The 15,069-nt window shown below is 72.2% G+C and carries 11 protein-coding genes and 3 pseudogenes; 7 read left to right on the top strand and 7 right to left on the bottom strand.

Translation table 11 applies throughout. From position 1 onward, the window contains the following. Positions 1-95: 95 nt before the first annotated feature. Positions 96-1,238 carry a hypothetical protein gene (locus KGS77_RS08255; protein ID WP_242579907.1) on the top strand — a complete coding sequence of 381 codons (1,143 nt, stop codon included), beginning with the start codon at positions 96-98 and terminating at the stop codon, positions 1,236-1,238. A 109-nt stretch (positions 1,239-1,347) separates the two neighbouring features. Here the strand turns inward: KGS77_RS08255 and KGS77_RS08250 are convergent, their stop codons facing one another. After that, positions 1,348-1,983 (bottom strand): TetR/AcrR family transcriptional regulator, encoded by a 636-nt coding sequence (locus KGS77_RS08250; RefSeq protein ID WP_242579905.1) that lies wholly within the window; start codon positions 1,981-1,983, stop codon positions 1,348-1,350. 114 nt (positions 1,984-2,097) lie between these two features. Between KGS77_RS08250 and KGS77_RS08245 the strand changes: the two genes are divergently transcribed. Continuing rightward, the gene (locus KGS77_RS08245; protein ID WP_242579903.1) at positions 2,098-2,859 is read left to right on the top strand and encodes an alpha/beta hydrolase; all 762 of its coding nucleotides are present in this window, start codon (positions 2,098-2,100) and stop codon (positions 2,857-2,859) included. Positions 2,860-3,017: 158 nt separating this feature from the next. On the opposite strand, the gene KGS77_RS08240 is transcribed toward KGS77_RS08245, so the two are convergent. From KGS77_RS08240 to KGS77_RS08225, 4 genes are all read right to left on the bottom strand, one after another. Continuing rightward, positions 3,018-3,548, bottom strand: coding sequence for a TerD family protein (locus KGS77_RS08240; protein WP_242579900.1), 531 nt, complete (start codon positions 3,546-3,548; stop codon positions 3,018-3,020). A 42-nt stretch (positions 3,549-3,590) separates the two neighbouring features. After that, positions 3,591-3,995: a VOC family protein gene (locus KGS77_RS08235; RefSeq protein ID WP_242579897.1), complete on the bottom strand. Its 405-nt coding sequence runs from the start codon at positions 3,993-3,995 to the stop codon at positions 3,591-3,593. 233 nt (positions 3,996-4,228) lie between these two features. Next, positions 4,229-4,837 (bottom strand): YdbC family protein, encoded by a 609-nt coding sequence (locus KGS77_RS08230; protein WP_242579895.1) that lies wholly within the window; start codon positions 4,835-4,837, stop codon positions 4,229-4,231. A 227-nt stretch (positions 4,838-5,064) separates the two neighbouring features. Further along, on the bottom strand, positions 5,065-5,769 hold the full coding sequence (locus tag KGS77_RS08225) for a TetR/AcrR family transcriptional regulator (protein ID WP_242579893.1): 705 nt from the start codon (positions 5,767-5,769) through the stop codon (positions 5,065-5,067). Between the two features lie 133 nt (positions 5,770-5,902). Between KGS77_RS08225 and KGS77_RS08220 the strand changes: the two genes are divergently transcribed. The 5 genes and pseudogenes from KGS77_RS08220 (at position 5,903) to KGS77_RS08200 (ending at position 11,287) form a co-directional block, all read left to right on the top strand. Further along, the gene (locus KGS77_RS08220) at positions 5,903-7,528 is read left to right on the top strand and encodes an ABC-F family ATP-binding cassette domain-containing protein (protein WP_242579891.1); all 1,626 of its coding nucleotides are present in this window, start codon (positions 5,903-5,905) and stop codon (positions 7,526-7,528) included. Between the two features lie 209 nt (positions 7,529-7,737). After that, a complete protein-coding gene (locus tag KGS77_RS08215; protein ID WP_242579889.1) occupies positions 7,738-8,397 on the top strand; it encodes a histidine phosphatase family protein in 660 nt (219 codons plus the stop codon). An 11-nt stretch (positions 8,398-8,408) separates the two neighbouring features. Further along, the gene (locus KGS77_RS08210; RefSeq protein WP_242579887.1) at positions 8,409-9,317 is read left to right on the top strand and encodes an ADP-ribosylglycohydrolase family protein; all 909 of its coding nucleotides are present in this window, start codon (positions 8,409-8,411) and stop codon (positions 9,315-9,317) included. A gap of 531 nt (positions 9,318-9,848) precedes the next feature. Next, the gene (locus KGS77_RS08205) at positions 9,849-10,550 is read left to right on the top strand and encodes a ribonuclease HII (protein ID WP_242579885.1); all 702 of its coding nucleotides are present in this window, start codon (positions 9,849-9,851) and stop codon (positions 10,548-10,550) included. Between the two features lie 66 nt (positions 10,551-10,616). Beyond that, positions 10,617-11,287, top strand: a pseudogene (locus KGS77_RS08200) (hypothetical protein). Between the two features lie 658 nt (positions 11,288-11,945). Here the strand turns inward: KGS77_RS08200 and KGS77_RS08195 are convergent. Then, positions 11,946-12,470, bottom strand: a pseudogene (locus tag KGS77_RS08195) (hypothetical protein); the annotation flags it as partial. A gap of 238 nt (positions 12,471-12,708) precedes the next feature. Then, positions 12,709-14,873, bottom strand: a pseudogene (locus KGS77_RS08190) (RecQ family ATP-dependent DNA helicase). Positions 14,874-15,069 lie beyond the last annotated feature (196 nt).

Raw genomic sequence — 15,069 nt, 5'->3', positions numbered from 1 at the left:
CGTGGTGACGTTCCTGCGGACGGGGCTTGCCGCCATGAGTGCCGTACTGGCTAAGCTTGGGTCATGATCAAGAGAATCGAGTCCTCCGTCCGCCGATGAACAAGGCGCCCGGGGCCGAGCTTCCCGGATCCAGGACCACACTGTTCGAGCACGCTCTCCGGCTGCACGAGCTGACCCCCGACGCTCCACTGCCACAGGACGGCGAGCCGTACCCCGATGAGGAGCGTCGCCGCAGCAGGCGGAAATCGGACCGTTCACGTGACCGTGATCAGGCCGGGGCCGAGATCGCGGCCGTCCTCGATGAGCACTTCGCCGACCCGCGCTCCGTACCCGGTCAACTGGCCGGTCGTTTCCACGGCATCCACGTACCCATCCATCCCAACAGACGCATCACCGAGGCCGCCTTGCGCGCGGGCCCGCGGGCCAGGGAGGCCGGGCGCCGGCTCGTCGGGCAGGGAACCGAAACGGACGACGTCGTCGTGGGTCTGGCCCTGCTCGCCGCGGTGGGCACGGTCGAGGACGTTCCGTACATCCAGACCATCGGGCTCCTCTCCCGCACCTTCGGTCCGCTCGCGGCGCATGCGCTGGAGCGGCTGCCGGACGGTGCGGAGCCACTCCTCCGGCTGGCGGACCGGGTAACCGGCTGGGGGCGGGTCTACGTGGTCGAGGTGCTCTGCCGGCTGGCCGACGGCCGTTCGGACGTCCGGGACTGGCTGCTTCGCGAAGCCGTTGACGGGGACGTGCTCAACGGATACTTCGCCGGCAAGGTCGCCCGGGCCGCGGCCCTGCACCAGGCCCTCGGCGGACCGACCGCGGATGCCGGGACCGTGAAACACGCCGGCCTGCTCCTGTACGTACTCACCTGGTGCGACGGCATGGGCACGACCCTTGGGAGCTATCCGCACGCCGAGGATGTACTGGCCGCCCACCTGCGTCACCTCGACCGGCTGGGGCCTTCCCCCGGCCGGTACCACATCGCCGCACTGCTCGCGAGGAACCTGGGGGAGCACGGCGACCCGGGCTCGATCGGCCCCGTCGGCCGTTGGCGGACCTATCGGGACGGCTACCTGGCACTTCTCGACCGGGAGGACTGGTGCGGGACGGCGAGGAAGGCTCTGGCAGCCGGCGACCAGCGGTTCGCCCGGCTTGCCGGGACGGCGTCCGACCTGGGTCTGCGGGCGTTCGGTGCCCCGGCGCCACCCGATGAGGGACGGCACGCTCCGGTGGCGCGCGCGTAGCTGACTTTGACGCTCATGGGGGACCGGCAGCACGCCGGTCCCTCTCGTCGAGCGTGTACGTGTGCGCGGGTGCGGGTGCGGGCGGGGGCCGCCTGCGGGCGGGGCCGGGTCAGGGCTTCGGTGAGGGGTCCGACGGCAGGGTGGGGACGGCCGCGCCGCTCAGGACCGTACGTACGGCATGCGTCACGAAGTCTTCGCCGGCCGGCTCGCGGCGGAAGACGATCCGGAGCCAGGCGGCGCCGGCCAGCAGATCCACCAGCAGCATCGGGTCGGTGTCCGGCGGGAGCTCACCGCGGGCGACTGCGCGTTCGAAGATCGGCCGCTCGCGCGCGAGCCGGTCGGCGAAGAAGCCACGGGCGTGCTCCGCCATCTCGGGACTCTGGGTGGCCGCCCCCAGGGCGGAGACCACGATGTCGGCGGCCGGCGCGTCGGTGAGCAGCTTGAGCATCGTCCGCAGCAGCGCTTCCAGATCGCCTTGAAGGGTGCCGGTGTCCGGGGGAGTGAGGCCGAGTTGCCGTGCGCCTATGAGGGCTGCGCCCAGCAGCGCTCCCTTGGACGGCCACCAGCGGTAGATGGTCGTCTTGTTGACCCCGGACCGCTCGGCGACGCCCTCGATGGTCAGCCCGGCGTAGCCCTTCTCCCTGAGCAGGTCGAGCGTCGCGTCGAAGATCTCCTGCTTCTTGCGCGGGCCACCGCCGTTCCGGGGTGCGGCCGGTGCCCGGCGTTGTGCGTTGTCGTCGCTCATGCGATCTACTCTAGTCGAAAAACAACGCAACGTAGCGTTGCGTTTTGCGCTAGCGTAGCGGTCATGGAAGCCGCGAGAAGCCGAGAGAGCGCACTGTCCGAGGGGGAATTGGTTGTGAGCGAGCCGGCTGCAAGGGAACTGGCTGCGCGTGGACTGCCTGTGGTGTTCGTGCACGGCATGCGGGTGAGCGGGACGATGTGGGGACCGGTGATGGAGGCCGTGGAAGCCCGTCACCCCGTAGAGGCGCCCGATCTGCCCGGGCACGGCCGGCGCCGCGGCGAATCGTTCACCCTGCCCGCGGCCGTGGACGCGGTGGCCGAGGCCATCGACCGGCTCGGCGGACGGGCTCTGGTCGTCGGGCTCTCTTTGGGCGGTTATGTGGCGATCGCCACCGCAAAGCGTCACCCCGACAAGGTCGCCGGGCTGGTGGCCATCGGGTGTACGGCGCTGCCTCGCGGGCTGTTCGCCGCCGCGTTCCGCGGGGTGGCCCGCGCCGCGGCGCTCCACCCGCCCACGGGAAACCGCGTCAGCGCGTGGGGTTTCCGGCGGCAGCTCCCGCGGCCCGCGGCCCAGGCGCTGATCGGTGGCGGCCTGACCAGCGAGGTGGTGCCGGCCGTCGTCGGCGCCGTCATCGGCTTCGACCCGCCGGCCGCGCTCGCCGCCTATCCGGGCCCGGTCTGGCTGGCGTACGGGACGAAGGACCCATTCCGTCATGACGCGCACGCGTTCGTACGGGCCTGCCGCGACGGCCGGCTCGTCGTCTGGCCCGGGCAGGGGCACCTGACCTGCCTGGCCGATCCGCGTACCGTGGCCCGCCTGGTGTCCGACGCCGCGGCGGTCGTCGGCCGTCCGTCGTATGTGTCGTGCGTTTTGTAGGCGCCGTAGGTGTGCCACGGTTCGTATGACACGTATGTGCCGTACGTGTCATACGAGGTGTACGTGTCATCCGAGACGTACGTGCATACGAGCTGTACGTGTATGCGTGGAGCCGGCCGGGGCTCGGTGAGTGCTGTTACGCGCCGTCATCGAAACCGTCAGGGTTCCGGGGAGCCCATCAGGTCGGCGAAGCCCGCCGGGTCGGTGTCGAAGCCCCGCAGCAGCTTGCGGAACCGCCACACCCCGGCGTCGTTCCGGGTGAACTCCGCGACGGTCGCGGCGGTGGCGTCCGCGACGTCGGCGAGGTCGTCCTCCGCCAGCACCTCGGGCCCCTCAAGGACGCGTACGCCCGTACGTGCCACATCGCCGAACGTCCGGCGCCCGTCGCGCTGCTGGACGGTCACCCCCACCACCACGCGGACGTAGTCGGGCGCCAGCCGGTCCAGCTCCAGGGTCATGACCTCGTCGGTGCCCAGGCCCAGGCCCGTCCGGCTGTCCCTGTTGAGGGCGATGGTGCCGTCCGGTGACCGCTGGTCGAAATAGACGAGGTAGGCGAAGGGGCCGTACGGGGCGTCCGACGTGTAGGTCGCGGCGACGAGATCGAGATCGTGGGCCGGGGTGCCGAGGGGGCTCGAATCCCACTTGAGCGCTACCTCGGCCTTCCTGATCCCCTTGCTGAGACTGCTCACCGGACGTCCCTTCTATGGAGGCGCGTTGACCGTACGGGCTGCTCAGTAGGACTGGAGTTCCACCAACGTACCGTCAGGGGCCCGCAGATGGGCCGTCCGCAGATTCGGCCCCCAGTCCGGGCGGTCCTGCGGCTCGGTGACGGGGGCGGCGCCGTGCGCGGCGAGGCGGCCGGCGGCGTCGTCCACGTCCGGGACGCGCAACACCAGCATGGCGGAGTCCTGGGCCGTGGAGCGGACCGGCAGGTTGTCGGTACCGACGGCCTTGGCGAGGGCCGCACGCGAGAAGAGGACGAGCACGGCCTGGCCGTCCAGGTCCCAGTTGGCGTAGCCGGCCTGGGGTATGACCTTCACGGGCTCGATGTCCAGGAGATCGCGGAGCGCGGCTTGCCAGAAGGTGACCGAGGTTTCGAAATCCTCCACCAGAAGGCGCGGATACAAGGCGTCCATGATCTTCAGCTTAGCTCTTCCGCGTGGCCGGAGGGCGGGGCGGATCTGGGCGCGGCAATGCGGCGACGGCGACGCCGAGTTCGGCGTTCACGCTTCAAAACTCACGCTCCAAGGCTCACGCTTCAAAACTCACGCTTCGAGGCTCGCGTTTCGAGGCTCTCACTTCGGCGTTCGCGCTTCGGAGGCTGCGCCCCAGGGTTCCCTCTTCCGGGCCCCCTCTCCGGAACCCCGCTTCACACCACCGTCCACGACGGTTCGAGGTCGGCCACGTCCCCCGTCACGACCCGTACGTCCGCCTCCGTCTGCGCGCGCAGCGCCAGCCGTTCCACCCGCTCCGGCCGGTACTTCCCCCGCTCGGCCGCCGACTCCCACATCGAAAGAATCAGGAACTCCTCTCCCGGAGCGCGCCCCAGCAGCCCGCGCAGCATGCCCGGCGATCCCGCCATCGCCGGGTTCCAGACCTTCTCCTGCATCAGCATGAAGTGGTCCACGCGATTGCCCCGTACCTGGCAGTGCGCGATCCGCAGCACATCGGCGTCCGTGAAGACGGGCCGGAACCCCACCTTCACATCGAGTTCATGCTCGAAAAGGCGGACTCGGATGTCCTTGTACGTACCTGTTTGTGCCGCCGCCAGCCGGTCGTGGGAGCGGGCCATGAAGGAGTCGTAGAACGCCCTGCTCTCCCAGAAGGCGACGAGGTGCGCGACACCGGGCCGGGACCTGCTCCAGCCGCCGCCCTGCCCGCGGAACCCCGGCTCCCCCAGAAGCCCCGCCCATTTCCGCTGCCCCCGTTCGAAACCCCGACGGTCCACGACTGTGCAACTAATCCACTTGACCAGCACCGCGCCATCGTACGGCTCAGACGTGCCCGGCATCACTGCCTGCCATCTGTTGCCCAGGCCTGAACTCCCTTATGGGCGGCGCCTGGTGACACACGCGCCGCCCGCCCGGGCGCTGCCGGTTGCGGCGGGGTGTGGTGCGGGCGGTCTGTGCCGTGAGGGGCGCGTCGGGGTGCGTGACCGGCGTGACAGGCGCGTCCTCGCGCTCCGCGCCGTACGCCGCCGACGGTTCAGGCCGAGGCTGTCGGTGAGGCGGCGCCGGAGGGGGCCGTTCCCGGGACCGGCTCCGACCCGCTTGCCGCCGCGGTGAACACCCCGGCGCGAGCGGCGGCGAGGGCTGCCGCGGCGGCCTGGTCGGCGCTCCTGCCGTCGACGGGTTCGCGGGTGATGATCAGGCGGAAGAGCAGCGGTGCCGAGACGGCTCGTACGAGCGCGCCGGCGTCGATGCGCTCGTGCGGGCCCGGGGCCAGTTCGCCGCGCTCCACGGCGCGCCCGACGATGGCCTCGCAGCGCGTGAAGCGCTCGCCGTAATAGGCGCGCAGCGCGTCGGCGGCCTGTTGCGAACGGAACGCGGCGGCGATGACGGCGGAGGCGGACGCGGCGACGGCCGGGTCGGTGAAGGACTCCAGGACCTCGTGGGCGAGCGCGCGCAGATCACCCTCCAGCGAGCCGGTGTCGGGCGGTGTCCAGGTGTCCTCGCCGGCCAGGTCCAGGGCGTCGGCGACCAGCCCCTCCACCCCGCCCCACCGGCGGTAGAGCGTCGTCTTGTGGACGCCGGAGTGCTCGGCCACGTACTCCACGGTCAGGCCGGGGTAGCCGTATTCGACCAGTCCCGTCAGGACGGCGTCGCGGACGGCGGCGCGGGTGCGGGCGGTGCGCCCGCCGGGGCGGCGGCTGCCCGGCGCCGGCGCGGCGGCCTCGGATTTCTCGGTCAACTGCAACTCCAGTTGCGTTAGTCGGGTCGACTGTGCCATCATCATCGTAATGCAACAGCCGTAGCATTTGGCGTCGTTGTGTCGCCCCGCCGTTCCTGTCCGAAGCCAGCCCGTCCGCGTCCGGAGGTACCGATTGCCCACACAGATCGCGCTGCACGAAGTGACCAAGTCCTATGGTGACCGCCCCTTGCTGGAGGGAGTCTCATTGGCGATACGTCCCGGCGACCGCGTCGGGGTCGTGGGGGAGAACGGTGCGTGCAAGTCGACGCTCCTGCGGCTCCTCGCCGGTGCGGAGCGGCCGGACGACGGCCGGGCGGTGCTGGTCGCCGAGGGCGGGGCGGCCCGTCTCGGCCAGACACCCGGCCTTCCCCCGGACCGGACGGTCCAGGAGGCGGTGGACGCCGCGCTCGCGGAACTGCGCGGCATGGAGCGCCGGCTGCGTGAACTGGAGGGCCGGATGGGTGCCGCCGGGACGGCGGAGCCGGCGCTGCTTGAGGAGTACGGCAACCTGCTCACCCTCTTCGAGCTGCGGGGCGGGTACGAAGCCGACGCCCGCGTCGACAAGGCCCTGCACGGCCTCGGTCTCGACCACATAACGCGGCACAGGACGCTCGGCAGCCTCTCCGGTGGTGAACAGGCGCGGCTCGGCCTCGCCTGTCTGATCGCGGCGGCACCGGAGGTGATGCTGCTGGACGAACCGACCAACCACCTGGACGCGGCGGCCCTGGAATGGCTGGAGGGCGCGCTGCTGGCCCACCGCGGAACGCTCGTGGCGGTCTCGCACGACCGGCTCTTCCTGCGGCGGGTCGCCACGACGATCGTCGAGGTGGATGCCGACCGGCGCACGGTCGTGCGCCACGGCGGCGGATACGGCACCTTCCTCGCCGCGAAGGAAGCCGCCCGGCGGCGGTGGGAGCAGGAGTACGCACAGTGGTGTGCGGAGGTGGCACGACTGACGGACTTCGCGGCGACGACCGCGCGCAGCGTCGCACCGGGCCGGGCGATGAAGGACAACAACAAAATGGCGTACGACCGCGACAAGGGGCGCGTGCAGTCCTCGGTGGCCGGCCGGGTGCGCAACGCCCAGGAACGGCTGCGCAGACTGCGGGCGGAACCGGTGCCCAAGCCCCCCGAACCGCTGCGCTTCCGGATGCCGTCGCACGCCACGGCGGCCCAGGGCACTCTCGTCGAGCTCGTCGGGGTGCGGGTGGGGGACCGGCTGGCGGTGGACGGGCTGGCCGTCGCGGCGGGGGAGCGACTGCTGGTCCAGGGAGCCAACGGTGCGGGGAAGAGCACGTTGCTGGGCGTGCTGGCGGGCGTCCGGCAGCCGGACGCGGGCACGGTCGTGCGGCGCGGGCGCATCGGCTACCTCGCCCAGGAGATACCGGTCCGCCGTCCGCGGGAACGGCTGCTGACGGCCTTCGGGCAAGGGCTGCCCGGTGACGACGGGGAGCTGTCCGAACTGCTGCTGTCCTTCGGCCTGTTCCGCGAGCGGGACCTGACCGTGCCGGTCGGCGCGCTCTCCGTCGGCCAGCGGCGGCGGCTGGCCCTGGCCCGGCTGCTGGCCCGTCCCGCCGACCTCCTCCTGCTCGACGAGCCCACCAACCACCTGGCCCTGGACCTTGTGGAGGAACTGGAGAAGGCGCTGGCGGCCTGGCCCGGCGCCCTGGTCGTGGTCTCGCACGACCGCGACCTGGCCCGGCACTTCACCGGTCGGCGGTGCGAGATACGCCGGGGTCACCTGATACCGGCGCGGTGAGCGCGAGCGGTATGGGCGGGCCGTGGACCGGGGCTCGGCACGCGCGCGACCGTTCGAAGCGTTCGAGGCGTTCTGTGGTGGCCTGTGGTGGCTCGCGGTGGTCTGTGGCGGTCCGCGATGAGGGCGTGGAGGCCCCGGGCACGCAGGGGCCCTCAGGAGAACGACAGCCGTACGAGGCATGTACAGGGCAGGCGTTTTAGGGTGGCGGCATGGCACGGCCCCGACGCATAGTCCTCATCCGGCACGGCGAATCGGAGGGGAATATCGACGACACGGTGTACGAGCGAGAGCCCGACCACGCGCTCAGCCTGACCAAGGCCGGGCTGCGGCAGGCGGAGGAGGCCGGAGAGCCGGTGCGCGGGATGTTCGGCGGCGAGCGGATATCCGCCTACGTCTCGCCCTACCGCCGCACGCACCAGACCTTCCAGGCGCTGGGCCTGGACGCGACGCGGGTCCGGGTCCGCGAGGAGCCCAGGCTGCGTGAGCAGGACTGGGGCAACTGGCAGGACCGGGACGACGTACGGCGGCAGAAGGCGTACCGCGACGCCTACGGGCACTTCTTCTACCGCTTCGCGCAGGGCGAGTCCGGCGCGGACGTCTACGACCGGGTGGGAGCGTTCCTGGAGAGCCTGTGGCGCAGCTTCGAGGACCCGGACCACCCGCCCAACGTCCTGATCGTCACCCACGGGCTGACCATGCGGCTGTTCTGTATGCGGTGGTTCCACTGGACCGTGGCGGAATTCGAGTCGCTGGCCAACCCGGGCAACGCCGAGTGGCGCACGCTGCTGCTCGGTCCGGACGGGCGTTACTCACTGGACCGCCCGTTCGAGCGCTGGCGTGAACCGGAGCCGTACGGCATCACCGGTTAGAGTGCACACCGATGACCGCCGACCACCGTGACGCAGACCGCTTCGAGCGGGCCCTCGCAAGCCTGCGAGGACTGTCCGTGGGCGATGCCCTCGGATCCCAGTTCTTCGTCCCCGTCCACTACCCCGAGCTCAAGCAGCGCCGGCTTCCGCCCGCTCCCTGGCAGTGGACCGACGACACCGAGATGGCCTGCTCGGTGCTGGCCGTGCTCACCGCGCACGGCCGCATCGACCAGGACGCGCTCGCCCTGTCCTTCGCCGAGCACCACGACGTCGACCGCGGCTACGGCCCGGCGGTCAGCCGTATGCTCCGGCTGATCCGCGAGGGCGGCGACTGGCGGGAGCTGGCGGCCGGCCTCTTCAAGGGCCAGGGGTCATGGGGCAACGGCGCCGCCATGCGTATCGCCCCGCTCGGGGCCTGGTACGCCGATGACCCCGAGCAGGCCACGCATCAGGCGGAGATCTCCGCCTACACCACCCACCAGCACCGCGAGGCGGTCGTCGGAGCGATGGCGGTCGCCGCCGCGGCGGCCATCGCCGCCGGTCCGGCCCGCGGAACCAAGCCGGAGGAGCTGCTGGACGGCGTGCTGGAGCTGATCCCGCGCAGCGCCGTCCAGGCCGGTCTGCGGCGCGCCAGGGACATGCTCGACTACGGCGACGCGGGCACGGTCGCCGCGGTGCTCGGCTGCGGGCGGCGCACCAGTGCCCACGACACCGTGCCGTTCACGCTGTGGGCCGCGGCACGTCACCTGGGTGCGTACGAGGACGCTTTCTGGGCCACGGCCCAGGCCGGCGGTGACGTGGACACGACGTGCGCGATCGTCGGAGGGATCGTCGGCGCCTCCGAGGGCGGCGCCCCGCCCCGGGACTGGCTGGACCGCACCGAACCCCTCCCTGCCTGGGTGCCGGCCCGCGCCGCCTGAGCGAGCCGCCCGGGTACGGGCTGTTGCCAGTGCGCTGCTTCCGTACGGCCATGGGAGCCACCGGCGGCGTGCGCGGGGCTGACGAGTGCGGGACCGGCGGGCCCGTCCGTCGCCAGTCCCGCGCACGTCGGCCTGTCGGTGCAGCCTGCCGACGCGCCAGGGTGCCCGTACCGCCGACCATTCAACCCGAGTCGACAGGCGGGCAGTTGAAGGCCGCAACCGGAATGCGATCCTCCACTTTCCGTCCGGCCGGACGCCCGGCATCGCCCCGCTCCGGCTCGCCCTGCCCGCCTCGCCGTCCGGTTCTCGGCATCAGGCGAAGCCGTACTCCGTCCGATCGCGCCCCGACGCTTGCCGGGCCTGCGGCACAAGCCCCGGCGGGACCTCCCGGGGCCGTTGCCCGGCGCCGGCGGTGGCTGGTCGGGGCCGGGCCCCCGTACGCCTCATCGGCCCAGGTGAGAGGGGTGGGGCGGGCCCCGGCCACGCCCGATGCGGACGCCCGCCGCGTTTAGGCGTACCCTGACTGGCGCCATGCCGTACGAGCCCCCAACCCACACCGTCGAGCGATCACTCCGCGCCACCACGGGCGCCAAGATCGTCGCGGGAGTAGACGAAGTCGGCCGCGGTGCCTGGGCCGGCCCGGTGAGCGTCTGCGCTGCCGTCACCGGACTGCGCCGCCCGCCCGCCGGACTCACCGACTCCAAGCTCCTGACACCCAAGCGCCGGACCGAACTCGCCGCACTCCTCGGCGACTGGGTCACGGCCTACGCCCTGGGGCACGCCACCGCGCAGGAGATCGACGAGCTGGGCATGACCGCGGCACTGCGACTGGCGGCCGTACGGGCTCTGGAGGGGCTTCCGGTCCGCCCGGACGCGGTCATCCTCGACGGCAAGCACGACTACCTCGGTGCGCCCTGGAGGGTTCGTACGGTCATCAAGGGGGATCAGTCCTGTGTCGCGGTCGCCGCGGCCTCGGTGATCGCCAAGGTGCGACGCGACGCCATGATGGCCGAACTCGACGGTGTACACGCGGACTTCGCCTTCGCGGACAACGCCGGGTACCCGTCACCGGCGCACCGCACGGCCCTGGAGGAGTACGGCCCCACGCCGCACCACCGGGTGTCGTGGTCCTACATGGACGCGCTGCCCCGCTGGCAGCACCTGAAGAAAGTGCGCATGACACCTGAATCAGCCGCTCTGGAGGCCGGTGGCCAACTCGGCTTCGACTTCTGAGCGGTGCGGACGTGAATTCGGTACCCGCTGACGCGTTCCGCACCTACGTTTGATAGACATCCCTTTATGCCTCTCATCCCCGAGGAGCCTCAGATTCACGAGAGTGTCCCGGGTCCCCGCGCAACTCCGGCCGCCGGCCGCACCGCGCCGACCCCCCGTCCTGTTCCTGGTCCCGGCCCCGCCCCGCGCCTCCGCGCGGAGCGCCCGCGGCCAGTGCCCGCCCCGGCAAGCCCGGACCCGCCGCTCCGCCCCGCGGGCCGGTCGCGGCTCCGCCGGCCCAGCGCCCGGGCCCCGGCAAGCAGTCCGCCGCCCCCACCGGTGACACCGGTTCCGGCACCGGCGCCGCTTCCGGACCCCAGCTCCAGTTGATCCCGGCACCGGACGGCGGGGCGATCGACGCCGCCGACGAGGCCGTCGACCTGTTGCTGGAGTCCGGGCGCGCGCCGGGCGAGATCCTGGTGCTGACCACCGGCGAGAATCACCCCTGGGCCGCGCACGAGCTGTCCTTCGGCGAGGCGTCCTACTGGGCGCAGCACGACGCCGCGGACGACGTGTTCTACGCGCAGGCCGCCGCCGAGCGTGTCACGGGGCGTCCCGTCGTGGTCGCCGCGGTCAACGGCGGCACCGAGGAAGCCACCGTGCGTGCGCTGTCCACCGCCATGGCCCGGGCCGGATCCCTGCTGATCGTCTGCGGCGACCCGCAGCGGATCAACGCGATCCTCGGCGCGAGCGCCTAGCGGGAGCGGCAGGGAGCAGCCCGGCGGTCACCGGACCGACCGGGCTCGCTGCCGCGCCTCCCTGCCCCGGGCGTCCGTGCCTCTCCTCTGTGCCTCCGCGGCTCTGCGCCTCCGTCTCGCTGCATCCCCCGGTGACCGGTCAACGGCCGGCGCCGGGTCCGTGCGCAGAGGACGAGACGGCGAGACGATGGGACGACGGGCGACCGGTACGAAAGGCCGGTGAACGCCCCCAGGGCTCACCCCCAAAGCGGACTAGCCTAAAGGGGATTCGCCTGAAGGGGACGCTGCGGTACGGCAGTGGCACAGGACCGGGACGTCACCGGGCTGCCGTACCGGTCGCCCGCCGCGGGCTCCACGCCACCCCGTCGTCGCCGCGCCCTGTCGCCTGGGGACCGCTGCTCCCTACCGGCACAGGTATCGCCCCGGTCGCCGCACCGCCCACCGACCGACCCCCGGCTGCCGACCGGATGCCATCGGTCGACCGGACTTCCGCCGCCGGCCGGATGCCGTCAGCCGTGCGGGCTCCCCGAGCCGACAGCGGACGCGCCGGTGACCGTGGCCGGGTCTGCTGCGACGGCTGCTCCCGGGGCATCGACTGCACAAGATCGCGGGACGGGTCCTGTGACCGGTCCCGCCCCTGATCAGGCAGCGGGCGCACGAGCGCACACGGTCGTTTCCCGCCACGGTCCTCGCTCGGCACCCGCCAGCCGTCGGCCGTCAGCGTGACGTAGGCCCCGCACCGCAGACCGTGCAGCGTGCACGCGTCACGCAGCCCCCACATCCAGGCGCCGTCCGTCTCCGTCCAACGCGCGTCACCCTGGCGGCAGTAGAGCAGTACGGCCGTACGGACAGGGGCACGCAGCCTCAGGTCGTGCGCGACGATCCGGCGTAACCGTTCCAGGAGGGCGTTGCGCAGCTCCCAGCCGTCGGGAGCGTCGGCACGCTGGACGAACGACGCACTCGCGGTCACCCGGTCCTCCAGGTCCAGCACGGCCACGACGGCGGTGCACAACTCCGGCGCATGGCGCTCGTACAGACCGCTGACCAGCTCCTGGGCGTCACGCAGCGGAGGAATACCCGCCGAGGCCCATTCGGAGGGCGCCAGCATGCGGCTCAGTCGGGCGGTGGAGTCGGCGGAGGCGGGCAGAAAGACATGCGCGGGCCGGGCGATGCCGAAGGTCACGGCCCTCCCTTCGTCTCCACGTGCACGCGTCGGACAGCGGCTCGGACGGCGGCCGGCTGAGCCGGCGCAGCCCGGCACGGCCTGACCGCGGACGGCTGATAGGGGGAAGCGAGTTCCATTCTCACCGCCGCACCGGCGCGCGGCAACGAGCAATCCACGCGGACGCCCTGCCATCCGGCGCACTCCTCCTATCTCTTCCCGCCCCACCGGCCGCCGATACCCGCTCACTCCCCTCACCTCATCCCTGTACGGCGAGGACCAGCGGGAACACCCCGGCCGCCCCCGCTTTCCGTACGAGCCGCGCGGCGACCGCCAGCGTCCAGCCGGTGTCCGCCCAGTCGTCCACCAACAACACGGGGCCACCCGCCGAGCCCAGGGCCTCCGCCAGCGCCGGCGGCACACTCAACGCGCCGTGCAACGCCCGCAGCCGCTGCGCGCTGTTGCTCCGCGAAATCCGCGTACCGCCCTCGTCGTCCACAACACTCACCGTCCCCAGGAACGGCATCCGCCCGACCGAGGCGATGTGCTCACCGAGCGAGCGGACCAGTTGCGGCCGGGTCCGTGAGCCCACCGTCACCACACCCACCGGCCGGGCCGGCGCGTCCGGCGCACCCGAGGCCCAGCCCCGGGGCCCTTGGCCCAGTCGGCGAGCACCGTGATCACCGCCGCCGCGACATCATCTGGAACCGGGCCGTCCGCCGCCTGGGGCGAAAGCATCGGACGCAGCCGGTTGCCCCACCCGATGTCCGACAGACGCCCCAGGGCCCGCCCGGTCGCCGCCTGTTCCCCGGCCGGAATACGGCCCTTGAGGTCCACGCCGATGGCCGGCAGCCCCGTCGGCCACATCCGCCGCGGCTCCACCTCCACACCCGGCCGCCCCAGCTCACCCCGTGCGGCGTCCAAGGACGCGGCGGACACCTCAGGGGTGAACCGGGCCCCGGCGCAGTTGTCGCAGCGCCCGCAGGGGGCCGCCGCCTCGTCGTCCAACTGCCGCCGCAGGAACTCCATCCGGCAGCCCGTCGTCGTGGCGTAGTCCCGCATTGCCTGCTGCTCCGCCTCACGCTGCCGCGCCACCCACGCGTAACGCTCGGCATCGTAGGACCACGGCCGTCCCGTCGCGGTCCAGCCGCCCTTCACCCGCCGCACGGCGCCGTCCACGTCCAGGACCTTGAGCATCGTCTCCAGACGCGAGCGGCGCAGCTCGACCTGTGTCTCCAGCGCCGGCAGCGACAGCGGCCGGTCGGCGGCGGACAGCACTTCCAGGGTCCGCCGCACCTGCTCCTCGGGCGGGAAGGCGAGCGAGGCGAAGTACTTCCAGATCGCTTCGTCCTCCCGTCCGGGCAGCAGCAGCACCTCCGCGTGCTCCACCCCGCGGCCGGCCCGCCCCACCTGCTGGTAGTAGGCGATGGGGGAGGACGGCGATCCCAGATGCAGCACGAAACCCAGGTCGGGCTTGTCGAATCCCATGCCCAGCGCCGACGTCGCCACCAGCGCCTTGACGCGGTTGGCCAGCAGATCGTCCTCGGCCTGCTGACGGTCGGCGTTCTCCGTCTTGCCGGTGTACGCGGCAACGGTGTGGCCCCGCTGCCGCAGGAAAGCGGTGACCTCTTCGGCCGCGGCCACGGTCAGGGTGTAGATGATGCCCGAGCCCGGCAGCTCATCCAGATGATCGGCGAGCCAGGCCAGCCGGTGGGCGGCGTCCGGCAGCGGCAGCACACCCAGGCGCAGGCTCTCCCGCTCCAGCGGCCCGCGCAGCACCAGCGCCTCGGCGGAACCCTCGCCCGTACCGAGCTGTTCGGCGACATCGGCCGTCACCCGCGCGTTGGCCGTCGCGGTCGTCGCCAGCACCGGCACACCCGGCGGAAGGTCGGCGAGCATCGTCCTCAGCCGCCGGTAGTCCGGCCGGAAGTCATGGCCCCAGTCCGAGATGCAGTGTGCCTCGTCGACCACCAAAAGCCCCGTCGCAGCCGCGAGTTTGGGCAGCACCTGGTCGCGGAAGTCGGGGTTGTTCAGCCGCTCCGGACTGACCAGCAGGACGTCCACCTCGCCCGCCGCCACCTCCGCCTGCACGGTGTCCCACTCCTCGGTGTTGGAGGAGTTGATCGTGCGCGCGTGGATACCCGCGCGCGCGGCGGCGTCCACCTGGTTGCGCATCAGCGCCAGCAGCGGGGAGACGATCACGGTCGGGCCGCTGCCGCGCCGGCGCAGCAGCGCGGTCGCGACGAAGTACACCGCCGACTTGCCCCAGCCCGTACGCTGCACGACCAGCGCACGGCGGTGGTCGGCGACCAGCGCCTCGATCGCCCGCCACTGGTCCTCGCGCAGCGTGGCGCCGCCGCCGGGGTCGCCGACGAGGCGGGACAGGACGGCATCGGCCGAGGCGCGCAGGTCTTCGTTGCTCATGGCTCCATGCAACCCGATGCCACCGACAACGCGCGAACGCTCACCCGCGGCTGTGGAAAACATCGGTCACCCTTGAGTTATCCACAGGGGTCGCGGCGGAGCGGCGACTCGCGGGATGTTCAAGCCATGAACCAGCACACCGAACCCACCAATCCGTCGGACTCCTCCAACTCCTCCAGCTCCTCCAGCTCCTCCA

Source organism: Streptomyces sp. MST-110588 (assembly GCF_022695595.1).
Taxonomy (GTDB): domain Bacteria; phylum Actinomycetota; class Actinomycetes; order Streptomycetales; family Streptomycetaceae; genus Streptomyces.
Note: the sequence above shows the minus strand (reverse complement) of the source record. Positions and strands in the feature narration are given on the sequence as shown.